Here is a 16,666-nt window from a genome sequence, read left to right as displayed (position 1 = left end):
GACGGGGACGGCAGATGAGGAAAGCTAATAGGCTTCAAATAGTCGTACCAGCTTTTTATGAGATCTTTCGGCAATTATTTTTGGCAAACGGTCTAAAAACCCAACCGGCTTCCCCCTGCTGAGTCCGACGAAAAGTTTCATCACGCCGATGACGGAAAGGATGATCAAAGGTAATACGCTGGATATGCCGACTCCTTTGCGCTCTTGATTCGTCGGTCGTAGCCCCGATTTCGCCAGTCTCGCTTCGATCGGCCTCGCATAGCCCCTGCAGGTCGAAACCGCATCTGAAACGGCAAATCCTTTATCGCCCGCTTTCTCAACACGCTGATACAAGGCCCATTCCATCGGGTTCATCAAGCTGGCTTCCGCATTCTGACCGGTAACCCACAACACCTTGTCCGTTGGATGCTCGGAAATTCTCAAGGCATTCATTTCCAAGAGTCGCATGATGGCAACCTGGCTACAACGAACCTCACCTCCCGCCAGAAATGCAGCCTCATAGGGATCTGTTAGATTTTGATCTGCAGCTCCTGGAAATGAAAATTTCGACCGCATTCGCGCCTTGAGTCCAAAGGACCAAAGGATCGCACCCACTAGTGAAATACCGTAGAACCAGAGAAAATCGACACCCTTCATGTCGAGAACAGGAATGTTCGCCATATAGTCCGGTGACTCGATCATGATTTTTTTCTAAAGAATGAGAAAAGTTTGAACCGCACAAATTGAAACATCCACGAAGCCCGGATGACAGGTCGATATTTCGAGGCGTCAATCCATCGCCCCATAGTTGGGACAGCGAATCGAACATCAGGAGATGGCCAAATGTCATGTGGAGGCTCCGATTCAAAAATTCGTCGATAGCTCGAGATGGTATCCGCATACCAATCCTTGAACTTATGACTCTCCGCGCCCCCACCTTCCGTGGGCGAATGATGAATCTCCCTCTCCAACACATCCCGACACAAATCGTGCCAGTAGCTCTTGGTGTAAACCAAATGCAGATGCCATACCTGATCCACCGGTTCCGAAGGACTGACCGGGTGCCCTGACAGGACCGCTAGTGCCATGAACCTTTTGTATTCGGTGATCACTCTGCCCGCATAAGCATGTGACCATCCTTGCTCGCGTGCGAGACGACTGGTGAACGGGAACTGAGCTCCGGGCGCGTCGATCTCAAAATTTTTAACTTTATCCAAGAGCAGCACAGCATTTGTTCTCATGAACTAGACGCTCCAGGTCCAGAAGAAATGTCTAACACCAACATATTACTTCCTGTTTTTTGGTTTAAAATGGAAGATGAATCCTTTTGATGAAAACTCAAGCCATTCATCTAATTTCCGCATAGCTAACAAACACAATCATATTACCACACTTATACCAAATGGTTATATTTTAAAAACGGCCACTGATCATAAGGTTTTGGCCTGATTGGTGCTCTAGGATTTGGACCCGCTTGAATCACAATCCTCATTAATTCACTTCAGTAAATTAGGTATCTATCAACTGTCGTTTTTTCTTTCTCAATTTCTAATCTTTCCCATCAGATATGAGACCAAAATCATCTTTTGCCGCCACCTCAAAAAGTCTCCTTCTCCTTGGCGCTAGCGCAGCAACCAGTTCCGGTGCGGTCGTTTATAGCGAGGTGAACGGAGGAGCTGGAATTACCGCGCAAGCTTCTACTGATGAGACCATTTATCTAAACGTCTTAACATCGACAACTTCACTGAATGTCGCTGATGTTTCAGGCTATCAAATCCAGATTACTCCGATCGGAATCTCTGCCTCAGCTGTCACCAACAAATTTGAGGTTGGACATCCAAACGGACAGCTTCTTGGATACACTGGCCTATCACAAAAGCTAAATCCCGGCGACACGGTTGATGGCTCACTTGAGTTCAGCACAGCCAATATCCGAACGATCACGGATGGAAGCTTAGGGTGGAGCTTGGGAACCACAGGCTACATGGCATTCACCATTGTTAGCGACGAAGAAACCACACTTTACGGTTGGATGGAGCTGTCTTGGCAGGGCGACGACACAGACTCAGCAATTACACTTCTCAGCTACGCCTACGAAGACACGGGTGCCGGATTAGTGATTCCCATTCCTGAGCCGACCAGTGCTGCCCTTTTGAGCGGATGCGGCGCTGCCTTCGCAGCACGGAGGCGTCGACGCGGAAAGATCGCAGCATGATTTTTCTTCCCAGCTGCTCCCGAGGCTCATGCGCACCCTGCTAATCGGACTCTCTGGTGCTGATTGGAAGACTCTGGACACGATTCGGGCCAAGACCCGATTACCTTTTCTATCAAAGCTAGAGTCCAGTGGCACTCGATCTGATTGCCACGGGCTTGCTCCATTTGTTCCAGAAATATCATGGGCTACCGTTCTAACTGGAAATCGTCCATGGCGACACTGTGCCCTGCACAGAACCATGAATTCCGACGTTCCCTTGATATGGGACTACTTTTCAAAAGCTGACTACCAAACCATTTGTATCGGCTGGCCAAAACCATTATGCCACCGCCATGGCATATCGATAACTGAGGAGTTTTTCAAAAAGAGTGGTACGAATGATACGTTCTCGGAGTTAGAAAATGATCTTGCTGATTTGCAAGTCGATGAAAACTCCCTGGATCCAAACATCATCCGACTACTCTGCCCATCACTAACAGCCGAGTCGGCAGGACGTGACCCAAAGGCAGGACGGCTAGCGAGAAGCATCGCCCATCACTATTCGATTCACAATACAGCCTGCAGCCTACTGGAAACAGAAAAGTGGGATTTTGCAGCGGTTCATTTCCCCATTTTCGAACATTTCCACACCGATTTTGGCAACCACTTGTTCGCTCCAGAATTGGTCCCGATTGCAGAAAAAGAGCGCTATCAAGGACTCTCAAGCAATCTCTTCAAGCTGTTCGACCTACTCCTATCCCAGTTGCTTCGCGACGTGCTTGAAAACACTCGCATATTCATCGTATCTCCATACTCCGCGATCGCATTGACTGCACCCGGCATGCTTTTAGCTTCGGGAAAAGGGATAAAATCTGGCATACGCGTACCAGATGCATCGATCGTTCATATTACCCCGAGCATCCTTCATGCTTGTGAGGTGCAAGCTACAGAACCTTTTCAAGGTATTCCGATCCACGATTGGTTTGATGGTCAGGCTGAAATCCATCAATCGATCTTACAGGATTCACCCGACTCATCGAGGCTTCCATCACCCCATCAATTGCCAAGCAACCTTAGCTCTTGGTATTTAGGCATTGATCTCTACGAAAGTGGTTTTCCGCATGAAGCTTTGAATTTTCTCAAAACCGCACATAACTCTCTTCCAGAATCCGCAGCCATCGCCTACTGGCTCGCTAGGTGCCAATTTCGAATTGGCCATTCCGATGCGGCAATTACAACTTGTGAGATCATCCATGACCACGCAATTGAATCCACTTCCTGCCAATTCTTCCTTGGAGTCCTGGCGCTGGAGAACGGTCAATATGATCAAGCATTAAGCTTTCTTCGCCAAGCGCACGAAATTCCAGAAACACGCCTGTATCTGGCAGCAGCTCTCCTCGCCACGGGTAACCTTCAGGAAGCGATTCAGCTGATCCATCAACAAATTCGTGAAGATCCAAATGCCTTGGCCTGGCTCATTTTAGGTAGATGCCAATTTGAGTTTTCACTCTATGAGTCAGCTGCGGACGCTGCGCGGAATTCTATTCGCATCGACGCACAGTGCCTCGATGCCTGGAATCTACTTAAATGCTCCTTGGAGAAAATCGCCAAAAACTCCACCGAGGAAGCGATTGCGCGACGCCAGTTTGATTTATTAATGAACCAGCAGGCTCCAAGAAAATCATGGCAATCAAACACTGAAATTCGGACAAATCTTATTTCATCTAACAATTTTTCGCGAATTACCTATTCCAAAGTCAGATGCGGGGAAGAAGCGCGAGCCAATCTCATTTTAAATTTGAGGCATCCCCCCACCGCTAATGAATGGCATCAGAGAGTCTGGAGACTGGAAAACCCAACCCGACTCATCGGGGCAGCGCTGATTCAAAAAGTTGAGCCTGATCAATCTGCAGCCATTCACTTAAATTTCCAGCCCAGGCTACTTGGCAGCGATTCCGCGCGATTCATGTTGGAAGAACTGTTAGAAGAGCTTGGCAACCTCGGCATCAAGCAAACTGAAATTCTGACCTCCAGGCGGATGCCATGGGAAACGCTGCTCGCCCCACACTCGTATAAATGGACCGGCTGCGATGAATTGTGGTCAGGTATTGACGTCCGTGCAGGGCAATCCCGGTATTCGAACTCAAGAATGAAGAATTCACATCGGCTGATAGGATGGAAATCCCGTGCAATCGAAAATAAAGATTGGGAAACCATCCGCAAATGGTCAGTTGGTGGCGGATACCTACCGGAGTCACGACTGACCAACTTCCAGAATCAGTTAGACCCAGACGCATCGGGCGTAGTCGAATCTCCAAATGGGTTAGAGGGAGTTCTGGTTGCTACCCGCTACGGAATGCAGCAAATCATCCAGTTCATGGGAGCGTGCCCAGAGCGTAAAGGCCACTGGCCCATTGCAAGCTGGTTACTGTTCGAACGCTTCGGAAATGTCGGTAGGGCTCACCCTCATGGCGACGTCGCCGTAATGACCACTTGCCCAGTCCGGGCGCCTTACGCGAGCGCGCTAGCGCGGCGGTTCGGCGGAAGCATTGTGGAGACGATACACCGCTTTTCGACTTAAATCCGCTATTTGAAATGCCTGACTCCATCTCGGGTAAATCATCCGAGCCGACCGGGACTAAACGCGAGTGGACTAAGGCACGCATTCCGCTTCAGGGCGGACGATATGATCAAATTGCTGGGTATTCTGCTGATCGCGATCGGCTTCGGGTTCCGTTGGAACGCACTTGCGGTCGTTCTAGGGGCCGGTGTGGTGACCGGGATACTGGCGGGTTTTCCTCTCCATGAAGTGGTGGGTATGGTCGGCAAATTTTTTGTCGAGAACCGCGGACTGACCTTGCCCATCGTGCTCATGGTCCCGGTGATCGGTCTGCTGGAAAAGCACGGGTTGCAAGAACGGGTTGCAGCAATGATGGTTCGCACGAAGGCTGCGACGGCAGGACACATTTTTTGGATCTATCAAGCGCTTCGCGGTGCATTGAGTATATTGGGAATCAGCCTCGGCAGTCATGCGGGAATGGTAAGGCCATTGATCGTGCCGATGGCGGAAGCAGCTGAAAAATTACCCACAGACACTCCAGAAAAGATCCGCGAGAAAGTTCGTGCGCACGGTGCGGCAGCGGAGAATGTGGGAAATTTCTTTTCGGATGACATCCTGGTCGCGGTCGGAGCCTTGTTGTTAGTGAAAGGATTTTTCGACACAGCAGGGGTGCCGGTGGAGCTCGACGCGCTCAAGCGGTGGAGTGTTCCAACGGCCTTGTGGGTGCTTGTTGTCGGGTGGTGGCGATATCGAGCGCTGGACCGCTGGGTGGCTGACAAAAGAAAGGGTGGCGTATGAAAACCGGACTGACGCTTGAACATTTTTTCATCGCCATGGGAGCATTTCTCGCGGTGGTTGCAGTGCGCCTCGCGATGAATCAGGGACATCCGAAACGGTGGGGATCTGCCGCATTCTGGCTATTGCTCGCGGTGACCACCGGGGCGGGAAATAAATTACCAAACGAACTAACAGGTTGGATGGTGTTAGCGATGGGTGTCCTGGCGGCGACCGGTCAAGTAGCATCGCCGATTTTTAAAACCGATGTAAAAGCCCAGGCGGCGCGTGCCGCGAAACTGGGAAACCGACTGCTGGTGCCAATCCTGTTGGTGCCTGCGGTGGCGATCGTTGGAGGCTATTTCATCGGTTCCCAGTTAGCACTTGGGGTCGGCTGTTTGCTCGGGATGGCAGTGGCGCTGGTTCTAACAAAAGACTCTCCGAAAGCTGCTGCCAGTGAAGGCGGGCGTTTGCTGGAATTGCTCGGATGGGCGTTGATCTTGCCACAAGCGCTGGCGGCACTAGGCGGCATTTTTGCGAAAGCCGGAGTGGGAGAAGAAGTTGCAAAAATTGTGTCTATTTCCCTGCCGGTCGGAAACCCACTGGTGGCTGTAGTCGCGTATTGCGGGGGAATGGTTCTTTTCACCGTGATGATGGGCAATGCGTTTGCCGCATTCCCGATCATGACACTCGGGGTCGGCCTGCCATTCATAGTCAAAGCACATGGAGGCGATCCGGCGATCATGGGTGTGTTTGGCATGACGAGCGGTTATTGTGGCACGCTGCTCACGCCTATGGCGGCGAATTTCAATATTGTCCCCGCGCGTTTGCTGGAATTGCGCAATGATTATGCGGTAATCCAAGCTCAGGCTCCGTTTGCAGCTCTGATCTGGATTTTCAACGTCACCGTGATGGCACTTTGCGTCTATCCAAAGTGAAAACGAAGGATCAACCATCCAAAAGTTCTTTTCACGATCCAGCGTTTCGGCAGGAATTTCGGTTGATCCTGTCGTGTAAACTTGTGCGCAATGATAAAGTATGAATCAGCGACTCCAAATCGATGATCTAAGCTTGATATGCTGTATAGGATGTATCACTTCTGGACCGATTCAAGAGCACTGTAAATAGGTCGCCAATGCTTGATAATTCTAGCCTGCTCATCTGGATCTTCGGCTAAAAATTTTGTATGTGAACACACGAAATCAGCTAATGAGCGAATGGCTGGATGGATTGGAACTAGACATGAATCGGAAGATGATTCGATTTGGGCAATAATCCCTGAACCAATGATCGCTGCCACAGATTCATCCTCATCTTCGGACACACGAAACTCCCTCAAATACAAATCAAGCACAGGGAAGTAATACACGAACGCTCGCCTCCCCATGAACATGAAGTCCTCCTGATAGTACAGCGGATTATCCCGGAACAGCGCGAGTGCAGCTGAAATCGAGAGGCCGCCAAAATGAGACCATGCAGCCTTAGCCTCAAGAACGGAAGGGAGCGGATCGAAGTCTATTTCCGTAGGGAATGAGGGGCCAGTGCCTGTTCTATCTCCTTTTATACTCATCGGATTATACTCTAAACATAGGGTACTTATAAAATCAAATGACGTCTATCGCTAGCGAGTGCAGATGCAGCATACAAGGTTGAACAGTTCCAATCAATCAGACTGCAAGTGATTCAGAAGCTATGGGTAGTGATGTTCGAGATCAACTTGATTCTATGGTCAATTGACGTCATTGTGAAGTAATTTGAAGTGTGGTGGATGATCTTCAGTTGTCGAAAAATAGGCTACTGCCTGAATAAGATTATCACCCTCAAACATCAAGAAATCATTTATTCATCTGGTTATCGAATGTTGAAAGAAAGATCTCTACCACAGTTTCCATCGGATTTTTTCCTTACTGGATCTGCTCTGTAGCAGCCATTACTACTTCAGTTGGTCCAAGAGTTCTTCCTGCACAAGGATTCCGATTCGAAAACTGTGGTGATCTACTGAATGAATTGTAACTGGATTCGATTTGCGGCAACGTGAGCAACAAGGAACCTTCCTCAACATTCTGTATCCTTCACCGACCGCCAACTCAGGTCGAAACAAGGCGATCACTGCAAGAATCGGCTGTGGCCGAAATCGGAAAAGGCAGCTAAAGAATGCCTTCATTCGGGTCGTCGAGAATTCCTGTAACTTTATCTTCTCCTCGGTTGGCACTCCGCATTGGACACAAATTGGTGCCAATCGAGTATTCCGGCTTAACCACAGAAGATCCTTTCCTGCTCTAGCATCCATCGGACTGTTGTCGATCAACTGTCGGCATGATGGGCACTTGCGTTCCTTCGTTGGAAGCACATTCCGATAGCAATGAGGGCATTTCTGGACGGGCATGATTTATTCGTTAATGTTGGAGATCCAATTTTGTATTTCTTACCTCTGGACCCATCGAGGACTAGCCAGACGATAAATCTCATCGCAGCGACATTACCAAATGAGCCCTCACCGAATGCGTCACGCGATGACCTCCACATCCACTCCACCAAACCTACCGCAATCTCGGTATCACCTGTGAAGCGCAACGTGCCAGGTCGCAAAGACGAGAAATCCTACAGCTCCCGACAATGGTAATACTGGTAGCGAAGTGACTCCCCGACCGCGTCTCCCACCGAGAAGCCTTCAAATACCTTTTCAGCTCGCACCGATCTTACAGAGTGACTCATTGTTTTGACTTTTTTACTATTGTCAGCATCAGACCTAACGCTCGCTGAGCTGCGGAGAACCTCTTATTTAATTAATACAAAGTCATCCCCCTTCGATGTTGAATGGAACAGATAAACATTGAAAATTGGACCAGATCAGCGATTCGGCTCGCCTGGCTTATCACCTCGATGCAGGGACAGAGTCTCGCCTAATGAAGAAAGTGATGGTAGAGATTTCACAACATGAATCTGATCAAGTCCAACTCTTTTAAAGCCATGATTTGTTATAAAATATCCAGCAATCAAACCAAAAATATTATATGGCATTGAAAGAAGAATCACCAACCAACCTGACCGCAACCCCTCCAAAGCTCCCCACATAAGATCATCCCTGAATCGCGCTCCCTCAGTGAAATAGCCAGCTTGCATATCGTGAATAACCCACAGCATTCCTCCAATTGGCGAGGCAACAAGAATCACCAACGCAACACCCAAGGAGTAAATCAAAAAAGACATATTCTGATTTCGGCGAAAGCGAATCGAAAGTGGCGTCGCCAGTAACCCATAGACGATAGAAACCGAGGCAATATACTGATAGGGATACTCCCAATGATAGAGAAACATTCGATAGAGCGTTCCAAAAACCCAGCCGTCCGGCATGACGAAGTGCAGCAGAAAATAACCCACGGAACTTGAAATAAAGCACGCCAGACTGAAGTAGCCAAATTGTTGTAATACCAGCTTCACGTTTTCTAACAGAATATTTAAACTGAGACAGGCCGACTTCCAGGCCTCTTCCCTGGCGATTCGTTAGCTACATTCTTCATCCAGAAGATACTCCCGCCATACTTCACTTTCGACCATTTGCTTTAATACTAGATTTCGGCCTTCAATAAAGCGACGCATGTAGCGAACGAGAACAAGGTGCTCAGCCAAACGCCCGAGAAGGCCGAGTGGAGCCACAAACTCGAATCGGTCCCGCATCACGGTCTTACCGTCACGCACTTCGAACAAATGATCGTGCTGCATCGAGTGGAAGGGACCTTCGAGCATTCTATCCTGAAAGTAGACCGGGTGCTCAAAGGCTGTCATCTTCACCCTCAATTGCTGCACGATGCTGAAGTGTTTCGCCTGCCAGGTGACTTCCTCATTCAGACCGAGCAAACCAGTCGCCACTCCGGCGATCGCCTTCTCCCCGGTCGCCGCCGCTGTATCCTGATGTGCATCGATGCTGCGAGCCAGATCGAACACGCGTTCACGTGGCGCATCAATAACCGTCTCTAGAATAATCACTGCCATCCTATTCAAGGGTAACGTCGATGTCCCGCAACGCTTAGCCGAGAGCGGGCATCGGTTGCGAGTTAAAGTTGGTGATACCGAAAATCATTTGAACTCATGACGGGTCAGCGGTTAGGTGCATCGGCTTGTTCGCCGTCTTGCCTTTCGATCCATTTGCCGTCCCCTTTCTCGCTCCATCGTTGAGCGATCCCGTGCTGGGTCTCAATGAATTTCAGAATCTGGTCTCGTGCGGCCTGTAATGAGACTTGTTGGCAAGGTGCATAGTCTACCCATAGATCTTGATCGATGCCACGTTGGGACTCAACTCGATACGGATATCCCAAATCTTCGCAATGACTGGAACTGCCTCTTTTAGGAGGCTCTGGTTTAGGTAGATTGCCTGCGCCTCAGTATGCCTTCCTTCCACCGTAGGTCGGCATGACATCTCGGTGAATCGCATAACCAGCAGGCAGAGAGCTGTGAGTAACTGTCTGGCGTGCATCAGGTCTAACATCGAAGTCCTTTCACACCTGCCCGAGGACGACACATCGACTGTGGGTTGAGGGTTGAACAAGCATGGCAAATTGAACTCACGGCGGAGCAGGTGCTGAGAGCAACGCTTTGTTGTGCTTCTTTATTCAAAAGACCACGTGCTTGTGTCAACGGTTCGCAACATAACAACCCACAATCACCCACAAGCGCAAAAAGATGGTGATCAACGGTGACATTCTTGCATTCGCTCTGAATATTCAATCGGCCCAGTTTCTGGCTCAGCGTTAGCGCAATGGCGTCGCACCCCAGACGGCGGCGGCGCCTTATTCTGCCTCTTTGATCGTTTCGTCTAGCCCCATGAAGATGTCGTCAGTATTGATCATTAGCTTAGCAACAAACTCGTCATAACTGTTGGCTGCTCGCCACCATGGAGTATCCCCATCGCAATACACCTGCTGAAACTCAGGCTCATCGGGATCAACACACAACCAATAACTTGGGGCATTAATCATGACATCAGCGAAAATCATCAACGATTGTGATCGCAGGGTGCGTCCTCCTCGACACTGAATCGTAGCGACCGCGTTGTGCCTATAGATGTGATGCATCGCCAAATCATCAAGGCTGAAAAACTCCCACATATTCTCATGAATCGAAGCTCCATTCGTGAGCTTGTAAAATTGGCGCATCGACTCCGGGAGCGAAAATCCGAGCCGCCCCTCTGCAAGTGCGATTTCCGAGTCGCTATACGGAGAACGCAAGTCACCACCTTGCGCCCGAACTAAGTCGACAAGCTTCTGATTGGTCTTCATTTACGGGTAGAACAATAAAGTGGGGGCACGCGGAGGGAGCGCAGTTCTCGGAGTTGTGGCCACCGACTGGTTCTGCTTCGTTCATTTTAAATCCGTTGTTTCTAGAAAATAGAATTCCCAAAACCAGTCCGTAACCTCCACCAATGATTGAAGCGCATCCTAGCGTAGTCCAAAATTCATGAACAATCATTAGCTCTTGATTGGCTAAAATATTCATGAACGTGTTCAGTATCAAATACGCCAACATTCCGGTACCGAATCCAACAGTGGCCGCGTAAGAGTGACTTCTTTGCTTCCGTCGTTTTTGAGAATAGAGCCAAACTCCATACAAAATAGGTATGCCCACCCCGAGTAGATAAAGTGCCGAAATGATCAATATAGCGGGATAGAGGATCAACCCTACCATGCCTTCCAAGAATATGGTGAACACCATGGCGATGAAAAGAGAGTAACCAGCTGAGGTAAGCAAAAAGGGCTTCCATGCGAGTTTTATGAATTGGGCCAATCTCATCTTTATTGCAGAACGATTAAGGATATGTGCGACGGAAAGCAAACGTGGACTCAGCGAAGGACGTTGTCGCCGCCTGCCACCCTCAGCTTGTTCGGCTTGGTGTGTCAAATCGTTGTGCAACGTAAACAATAAATGAAAATAGCTACTGATAAAATTAGGATCATCCCGCATACAACGGTTCCTAGCAAATATCGGAAACTTGGATGGAATCGATAGAACTGAAATACATCGATCTTCGAATTAATGTCTGCAATTTCAGATCGATAAAGATCTGTATGAAGTGACGGGAAAATCCATCCCTCTTGGTCCACCGAGCCCGCAATCAAGATCGTCTTTGCGTCAAATTCGGTCAGAACAATAATCTCCTTGTGTCTTGATCGACCAGATCCAATCCACTGATCGTATCGCTTGATCACATGGAGTTCTGCCGGAGAGATTCCACATGGATCGTGTCGAAACCAGATATTCATTGCGGAATACATTTCTGTTCCACAAGCAATCGAAAGAATTAGGGCGATAATTGCGACTATTGCTCTCTTTTTACGCATTTCATTTCTTGCCGAATGTTATAGCCCATCCGGTCGCCCCTCAAGCTCCGAAATCAAACAGGCGGCTTGTCGCGGCCGGATCCTGCGACTTGTTCGCTTTGGCTTCTCTTCCTGTGCATCCCGATTTAGTCCCCTCCATAGGATTCGATCACCTTGCCGTCCGCCACTATGACATTCACACCGAAATCACCCCAGGAATCATCACCAACATACGCGAGGTCAAGGTGCCCTTCAGATGTATAGTCATCCATACTCACGGATAAGAGGTGTCTTGTCGCAATATCGCAAGGCCAGCCGTCGAGTTCTTCGAGAACATGTCTGTCGATCTCCGCTTCCAATCGCTTGATCATCGTAATCGCCTCTCTCGCCCACCCGAAAGTGCGGCGGTCAAATTCGCGCCCCGCCAGGGTGAACTCGATTCCTTCAATCTCAAATTCCCACTGATCGAACGTCGTCGAATAAACCGCTCGATCATCGCCCGAAATAAAGTCTTCAGGCGGTGGTAGGACTTGCTTCTTGCGAAAGGGCCACATTGAGAGTCGTCGATCGAAGTGGGGATTTTCTATCAAACGTCGGAGTGATGGCTCCCGCTACCGGGCGCGCCAGTCCAACTGAGGTAAAGGTTTCTAATCACGATTCAATCTCCGACTCGCAGCGGCGTAGCAGATCGCCCACCCACGCTTTTTTCTGCCAGTCTTAGTTTTTGGACCCGAACCCAATCCAGAACATCCTCTTCACGAAAATACTGCGGCCTCACCGTCCACTCGCCGGTTGTCGGGTCAAATGTTGCAACAACTGGCATCGCATTGAGACCAAGCCGCTCAACCTCGGCTGACGCTACCTCGTGGCCATTCGTCACGTCGGCGACAAGACACCTGTATCCCGCATCCAAGAGCGCGCTTCGCACAGCAGGTTGTGAAAAAGTTCGCCAAGGAGACAATGACATGGTGCACCAAGTAGCACCAATCGAAACGATCTTGGGCCGGTTGGGTTCCGCAGACGAATACTCTGCCATCGGCTTCGCCAGGTCTTCCCATCCTGAAGGCGTGCCCCCACTCCATGCAATCGACTCCGTGCCGCCGTCTGATGTGGCACGATTGTTACGACCTCGATCACACGCGCCAAAAAGTCCGCTCATGATGACCAGAAATGCGAGTCGAACTATCATTTTCAGCAGAACGTTAGAGTGGATACACCGGTTGCGGGAAGTCCGAATTCAACTAGAGGCTAATCGCCGTCGGATGTGCCGCCTGCTCTCCTAGTATTTTCTGGATTGAGCGACGACCTGGAACTCATCTTCGTAAACAATCATACCTGGTTTGTCCGTGGTTAGGGTTCCGACGTCGATGTCAGAATCCTCAAGGATCGCAATGATATCGCGGAATACGGAAATCCACCTCTGTGCAGGCTCCGTGTCCTTGAACCACGAGATACAATCTGAACTCCAGTTGCTACTTTCGAATGGTGGACATGGTAAACCCTCGTTTAGCTGATCAAAAAGTTCCTTGGAGTATTCAATATGATATTCTGGAAGACTGCCTTTCTCTCCGAGAATGCGAAGACTTGCTACCACCCCCGTACATCTCGTTCTGCTCCGATGGTTAGTGCGAACTATAAATCGGATGAAGCGTGCCATGTTACAAATGAATATCCTAGCTCATCTGAGGCGGAGTGAAAGCATAAAAAGTCAACTTTCGGGCTAATCGCCGCCGGATGGGAGCTTTTGTTAGACACTATTTCATTGCCCAAGCAGCTGACAATCTCCTCGGAGCAATCGACTGGATGAATGAGTGCCAGCCGGTTATTCTTAAGTCTGATCAACGCTGCCCCTTTACGGTTCCAAATGCCCAACACATCATCAGAAGGAATAATTCTAGTCACTCTATCATCCCGAACAAATCAAAGGCCCGAATGATCAAATTCATAATCGATCTTCCAGTTGGAATGAAACGGACTTCGATACCAATATACCGCAAAGGCAACGCCAGCGACCAGAGCTAAGCAAACTAACGAGATTGTTCTCCGATTTTTGTTCCTTTGCCAATTCTCGCTAATTGGATCAGTTCATCTCGCCATCTGCGTGGGACATCAGATCCTTGAAGGCAGATCCCCTCGTCGCCGTCACATACGGTGAGGATGTCTCTCGGAGGACCTGTAAAGACGCCGAGAAGTTCAGACTTGGGCACTCGCTTTTCCCATTGAGTGGAGGCAAGTATCTGCTTCTTTAGACGAGGATAGCGGCTCGTCTCTGCAATCCGATATCGCTCCCGCGCCCAGTCTACCCGAATGGCAGGGCCGCTTGAATCTTCCAAAATGTCCACAATTGGTTCCTTCTCGTGCATTGACTCTGGAAAGAAGCTTATCTCGAAGACAGGCCTCTCATCATTCGCACAGCAATCAGCGGTCTTATCGGCGGTCGAAGTGCACCCGAAGCTTGCGGCAACGAAGGCGATGAGTAAACCAATACGAAGATGCATCATTTTATGGCGAACGTCATAGCTGTGGCACCGGCTGAGAGATAGCTCGAATTCAAACTGACGCGTTGTCGACGGTTGCCACCAGGAGCTTGTTCGCTGTTGGTTTCATTTGGCATACTTCACCATCTCTTCGGTCTGCGATTCATTACAGAAACGATACTCCCGTTTCGCAAAGTTCCACTCGCAAATAAGCTTCAGGCTCGCACCGAGATCGGTCCATTCAAGATCGCGTGACATCCAAACCATTGGAATGCCAATCTTCCCGTAGTTCCTTTCGGCCATGTCCTTAATTCTGATGAAGCCCGCCTTTTCTCCTGATTGGCCGGGAATGGACGGCCGAAATGCTTCGATCCTCCGGTAGGTGACGATTGCGGTGTATCCTCCATCAGGGGAACTGATCCGCTCATACTCAACCTCCTGCAAGAGCCAAATAGCAACCGCTCCAGCCATCGGCACCACGAGACAGCTCGCAATGAGCAATGGTCGCTTCCATCGTCGTAGTTTCATTTTTTCGTGAACATCATAACACACCTACCGCCCGATGAAAGCTGTGCGTTGACTTTGGGTTGAGGGTTGAAATCACGGTGATAATTCGACTCGGATCGGATCAGGGGCTGGGTGCTGCGACTTGTTTGGCTTGTTAAGCTCAGAGGATTCATGCTCGCGGCCATAGCGACGAAAACGCGGAGAGGAGAAATCCCAATCCGATCAATTGTATGAGTAAGGGTGGGATGCCTTTTCGTGGGTGCTGTGCGCAGAAGAATAGGGCCAAACCGGGGACAAGCATGATCCAACGGCCCCACGAGACATCTTCATCGTATGCGGCGAACAATAGCCAGGAGCCCCCAATGGCGAGGAATATGACACCAACCAGCAGTCGAGAGCTGAAATTCAAGTATCCGAGCTGGAAGACGAAATGAAGGAATATGTCCATTGCAGTGTTTTTTTCCGAACGTCACAGTAAGACGCCGAGCGGTAGCGAGGTTTTCTCAACTGTTTTGTTCGAACTTATGCAGCTTATCTAAAGTCAGGGCCGTGTCACCCCGATAGTGTGAATGCAAAACATCGCGCATGTGGCAGAGAGGAAAATCTTCTAGATGAAAATCCCGGTTCGAAACATAGGGGAACAGACCTAAAAATCTAGAAGGAAACGAGTAATAATAATGAACTTCACTTATTTCAGAGCTCAAAGGGCAGAAGTGTAAAAGATCCCCGTTTTGATGAACAAAACCTATGCCAGGCGGGCAACCATCCTTCTTACCCTGTAAGGATGTCTGATAACTTGCGATTTCAATGAGCCAGTTGAATGCGGAGTATGCGTGAAGCGCCGCATCAAGGCCGGAGTCCGGAAGCTCTTCTGATTCAAAGTTATGTTTTTGTATCCAGACGTTCATATATCCTTCAAACCTTAGATGTGGAGACACCGGCGGATCAAGATCCGATTCAATTAGCGACGCTATCGCCGGCTACCTCGCATGACCTGTTCCGCCGATCTTTTATTGCGAGTCCGATCACACACATTAGCCCAAAGCTCAAAATTACAACCAATCCGGCAAGATAAAGGAACTCGCAGTCCCAGCCGTTGTGCTCAGACCGCATTACCGTGTATATAACCAAAGCGATGCAGCCCACAGGAAGAAGGCTCCCTAAAAACGGAATGATTGCTCTCCATCGACTGTTGAACCGATGGCCAAGTACGAACCCCGAGATCCAGAAGATCGGAATCAATGTCGTGCCCATCATAGATGCAGCCTTCACCGCAAGAGTCTGCGTCGGAAGTTCAAGCGGGCCTGGATCAGGACGAAACCACTCACGAATCATCAAAACGTCAATCCACTCACACAAGACAACGACTGGCAACGCAAGGAAGAGATAGGTCACCCATGAGATCCTTCCGAGTTTCTCCAATGGGATATTCATTTTCTTGCAGAACGTCAAAGGCCATGTCCCCCTGACCGAGGGCGCGCTATCGACTGTGGGTCGAGGATTATGCTGCCAGAGATCATCGAACTCAAAGCGGGTCAGGGGTTGTCATGCATCGGCTTGTTCTGCCTTTTGGATTTCTGGAAATGCCTGATATAGCCGAATAAGGTTAGTGTGAGCGACACCGGCATCGAAGCAATCTTCATTCTCACAGGCAAACAGCAGAAAATCACGCATGCACTTAACTTGTTCAAGAGTGAACACCTGTGAGAAATGGTTATCTGTGAATATGTAACAATCTGTCTCTATCGCATAAATTGTGAAGTCAATAATGATCGAATTGGATGTTCTGAAATTCCTGAGAACCCAAATCATGTATGGAGCGATATAAAATCGAAAACCTCTATAATCAGTGAAGCAAAAT

At 49.3% G+C, this 16,666-nt stretch carries 13 protein-coding genes and 1 pseudogene; 4 read left to right on the top strand and 10 right to left on the bottom strand.

The features are described 5' to 3' along the window. Positions 1-24: 24 nt before the first annotated feature. The gene (locus tag JIN85_RS18645) at positions 25-681 is read right to left on the bottom strand and encodes a TIGR04222 domain-containing membrane protein (protein WP_200273655.1); all 657 of its coding nucleotides are present in this window, start codon (positions 679-681) and stop codon (positions 25-27) included. Positions 682-1,546: 865 nt separating this feature from the next. Between JIN85_RS18645 and JIN85_RS18640 the strand changes: the two genes are divergently transcribed. The 4 genes from JIN85_RS18640 to JIN85_RS18625 all read left to right on the top strand — a co-directional run bounded on the left by JIN85_RS18640 (position 1,547) and on the right by JIN85_RS18625 (position 6,445). Beyond that, positions 1,547-2,194 carry a PEP-CTERM sorting domain-containing protein gene (locus JIN85_RS18640; RefSeq protein WP_200273653.1) on the top strand — a complete coding sequence of 216 codons (648 nt, stop codon included), beginning with the start codon at positions 1,547-1,549 and terminating at the stop codon, positions 2,192-2,194. Between the two features lie 28 nt (positions 2,195-2,222). Continuing rightward, positions 2,223-4,754 carry a tetratricopeptide repeat protein gene (locus JIN85_RS18635; RefSeq protein ID WP_200273651.1) on the top strand — a complete coding sequence of 844 codons (2,532 nt, stop codon included), beginning with the start codon at positions 2,223-2,225 and terminating at the stop codon, positions 4,752-4,754. A 105-nt stretch (positions 4,755-4,859) separates the two neighbouring features. Further along, positions 4,860-5,531: a 5-oxoproline transporter, DUF969 family subunit gene (locus JIN85_RS18630; protein WP_200273649.1), complete on the top strand. Its 672-nt coding sequence runs from the start codon at positions 4,860-4,862 to the stop codon at positions 5,529-5,531. Next, positions 5,528-6,445, top strand: a complete 918-nt coding sequence (locus JIN85_RS18625; protein ID WP_200273647.1) for a DUF979 domain-containing protein — start codon at positions 5,528-5,530, stop codon at positions 6,443-6,445. The genes JIN85_RS18630 and JIN85_RS18625 overlap by 4 nt, the downstream gene beginning before the upstream one ends. A gap of 155 nt (positions 6,446-6,600) precedes the next feature. On the opposite strand, the gene JIN85_RS18620 is transcribed toward JIN85_RS18625, so the two are convergent. From JIN85_RS18620 to JIN85_RS21495, 9 genes and pseudogenes are all read right to left on the bottom strand, one after another. Further along, positions 6,601-7,077, bottom strand: coding sequence for a hypothetical protein (locus JIN85_RS18620; RefSeq protein ID WP_200273645.1), 477 nt, complete (start codon positions 7,075-7,077; stop codon positions 6,601-6,603). Between the two features lie 1,280 nt (positions 7,078-8,357). After that, on the bottom strand, positions 8,358-8,948 hold the full coding sequence (locus JIN85_RS18615; RefSeq protein ID WP_200273643.1) for a hypothetical protein: 591 nt from the start codon (positions 8,946-8,948) through the stop codon (positions 8,358-8,360). A 63-nt stretch (positions 8,949-9,011) separates the two neighbouring features. After that, complete coding sequence (locus JIN85_RS18610) at positions 9,012-9,500, bottom strand: SRPBCC family protein (protein ID WP_200273641.1); 489 nt, start codon at positions 9,498-9,500, stop codon at positions 9,012-9,014. 794 nt (positions 9,501-10,294) lie between these two features. Continuing rightward, the gene (locus JIN85_RS18605; protein WP_200273639.1) at positions 10,295-10,783 is read right to left on the bottom strand and encodes an SMI1/KNR4 family protein; all 489 of its coding nucleotides are present in this window, start codon (positions 10,781-10,783) and stop codon (positions 10,295-10,297) included. 1,184 nt (positions 10,784-11,967) lie between these two features. After that, entirely contained in the window at positions 11,968-12,375 is a 408-nt protein-coding gene (locus tag JIN85_RS18600) for a hypothetical protein (RefSeq protein ID WP_200273637.1), read from the bottom strand. 104 nt (positions 12,376-12,479) lie between these two features. Further along, positions 12,480-12,980, bottom strand: a complete 501-nt coding sequence (locus JIN85_RS18595; protein WP_200273635.1) for a thioredoxin domain-containing protein — start codon at positions 12,978-12,980, stop codon at positions 12,480-12,482. 1,444 nt (positions 12,981-14,424) lie between these two features. Then, on the bottom strand, positions 14,425-14,826 hold the full coding sequence (locus JIN85_RS18590) for a hypothetical protein (protein WP_200273633.1): 402 nt from the start codon (positions 14,824-14,826) through the stop codon (positions 14,425-14,427). A gap of 482 nt (positions 14,827-15,308) precedes the next feature. Then, positions 15,309-15,713 (bottom strand): hypothetical protein, encoded by a 405-nt coding sequence (locus tag JIN85_RS18585; RefSeq protein WP_200273631.1) that lies wholly within the window; start codon positions 15,711-15,713, stop codon positions 15,309-15,311. Between the two features lie 637 nt (positions 15,714-16,350). Beyond that, positions 16,351-16,666: pseudogene (locus JIN85_RS21495) on the bottom strand (hypothetical protein); the annotation flags it as partial.

It is taken from the genome of Luteolibacter pohnpeiensis (assembly GCF_016595435.1).
In the GTDB taxonomy this organism is placed as follows: Bacteria; Verrucomicrobiota; Verrucomicrobiia; order Verrucomicrobiales; family Akkermansiaceae; genus Luteolibacter; species Luteolibacter pohnpeiensis.
This window is presented reverse-complemented; position numbering and strand designations above follow the sequence as displayed.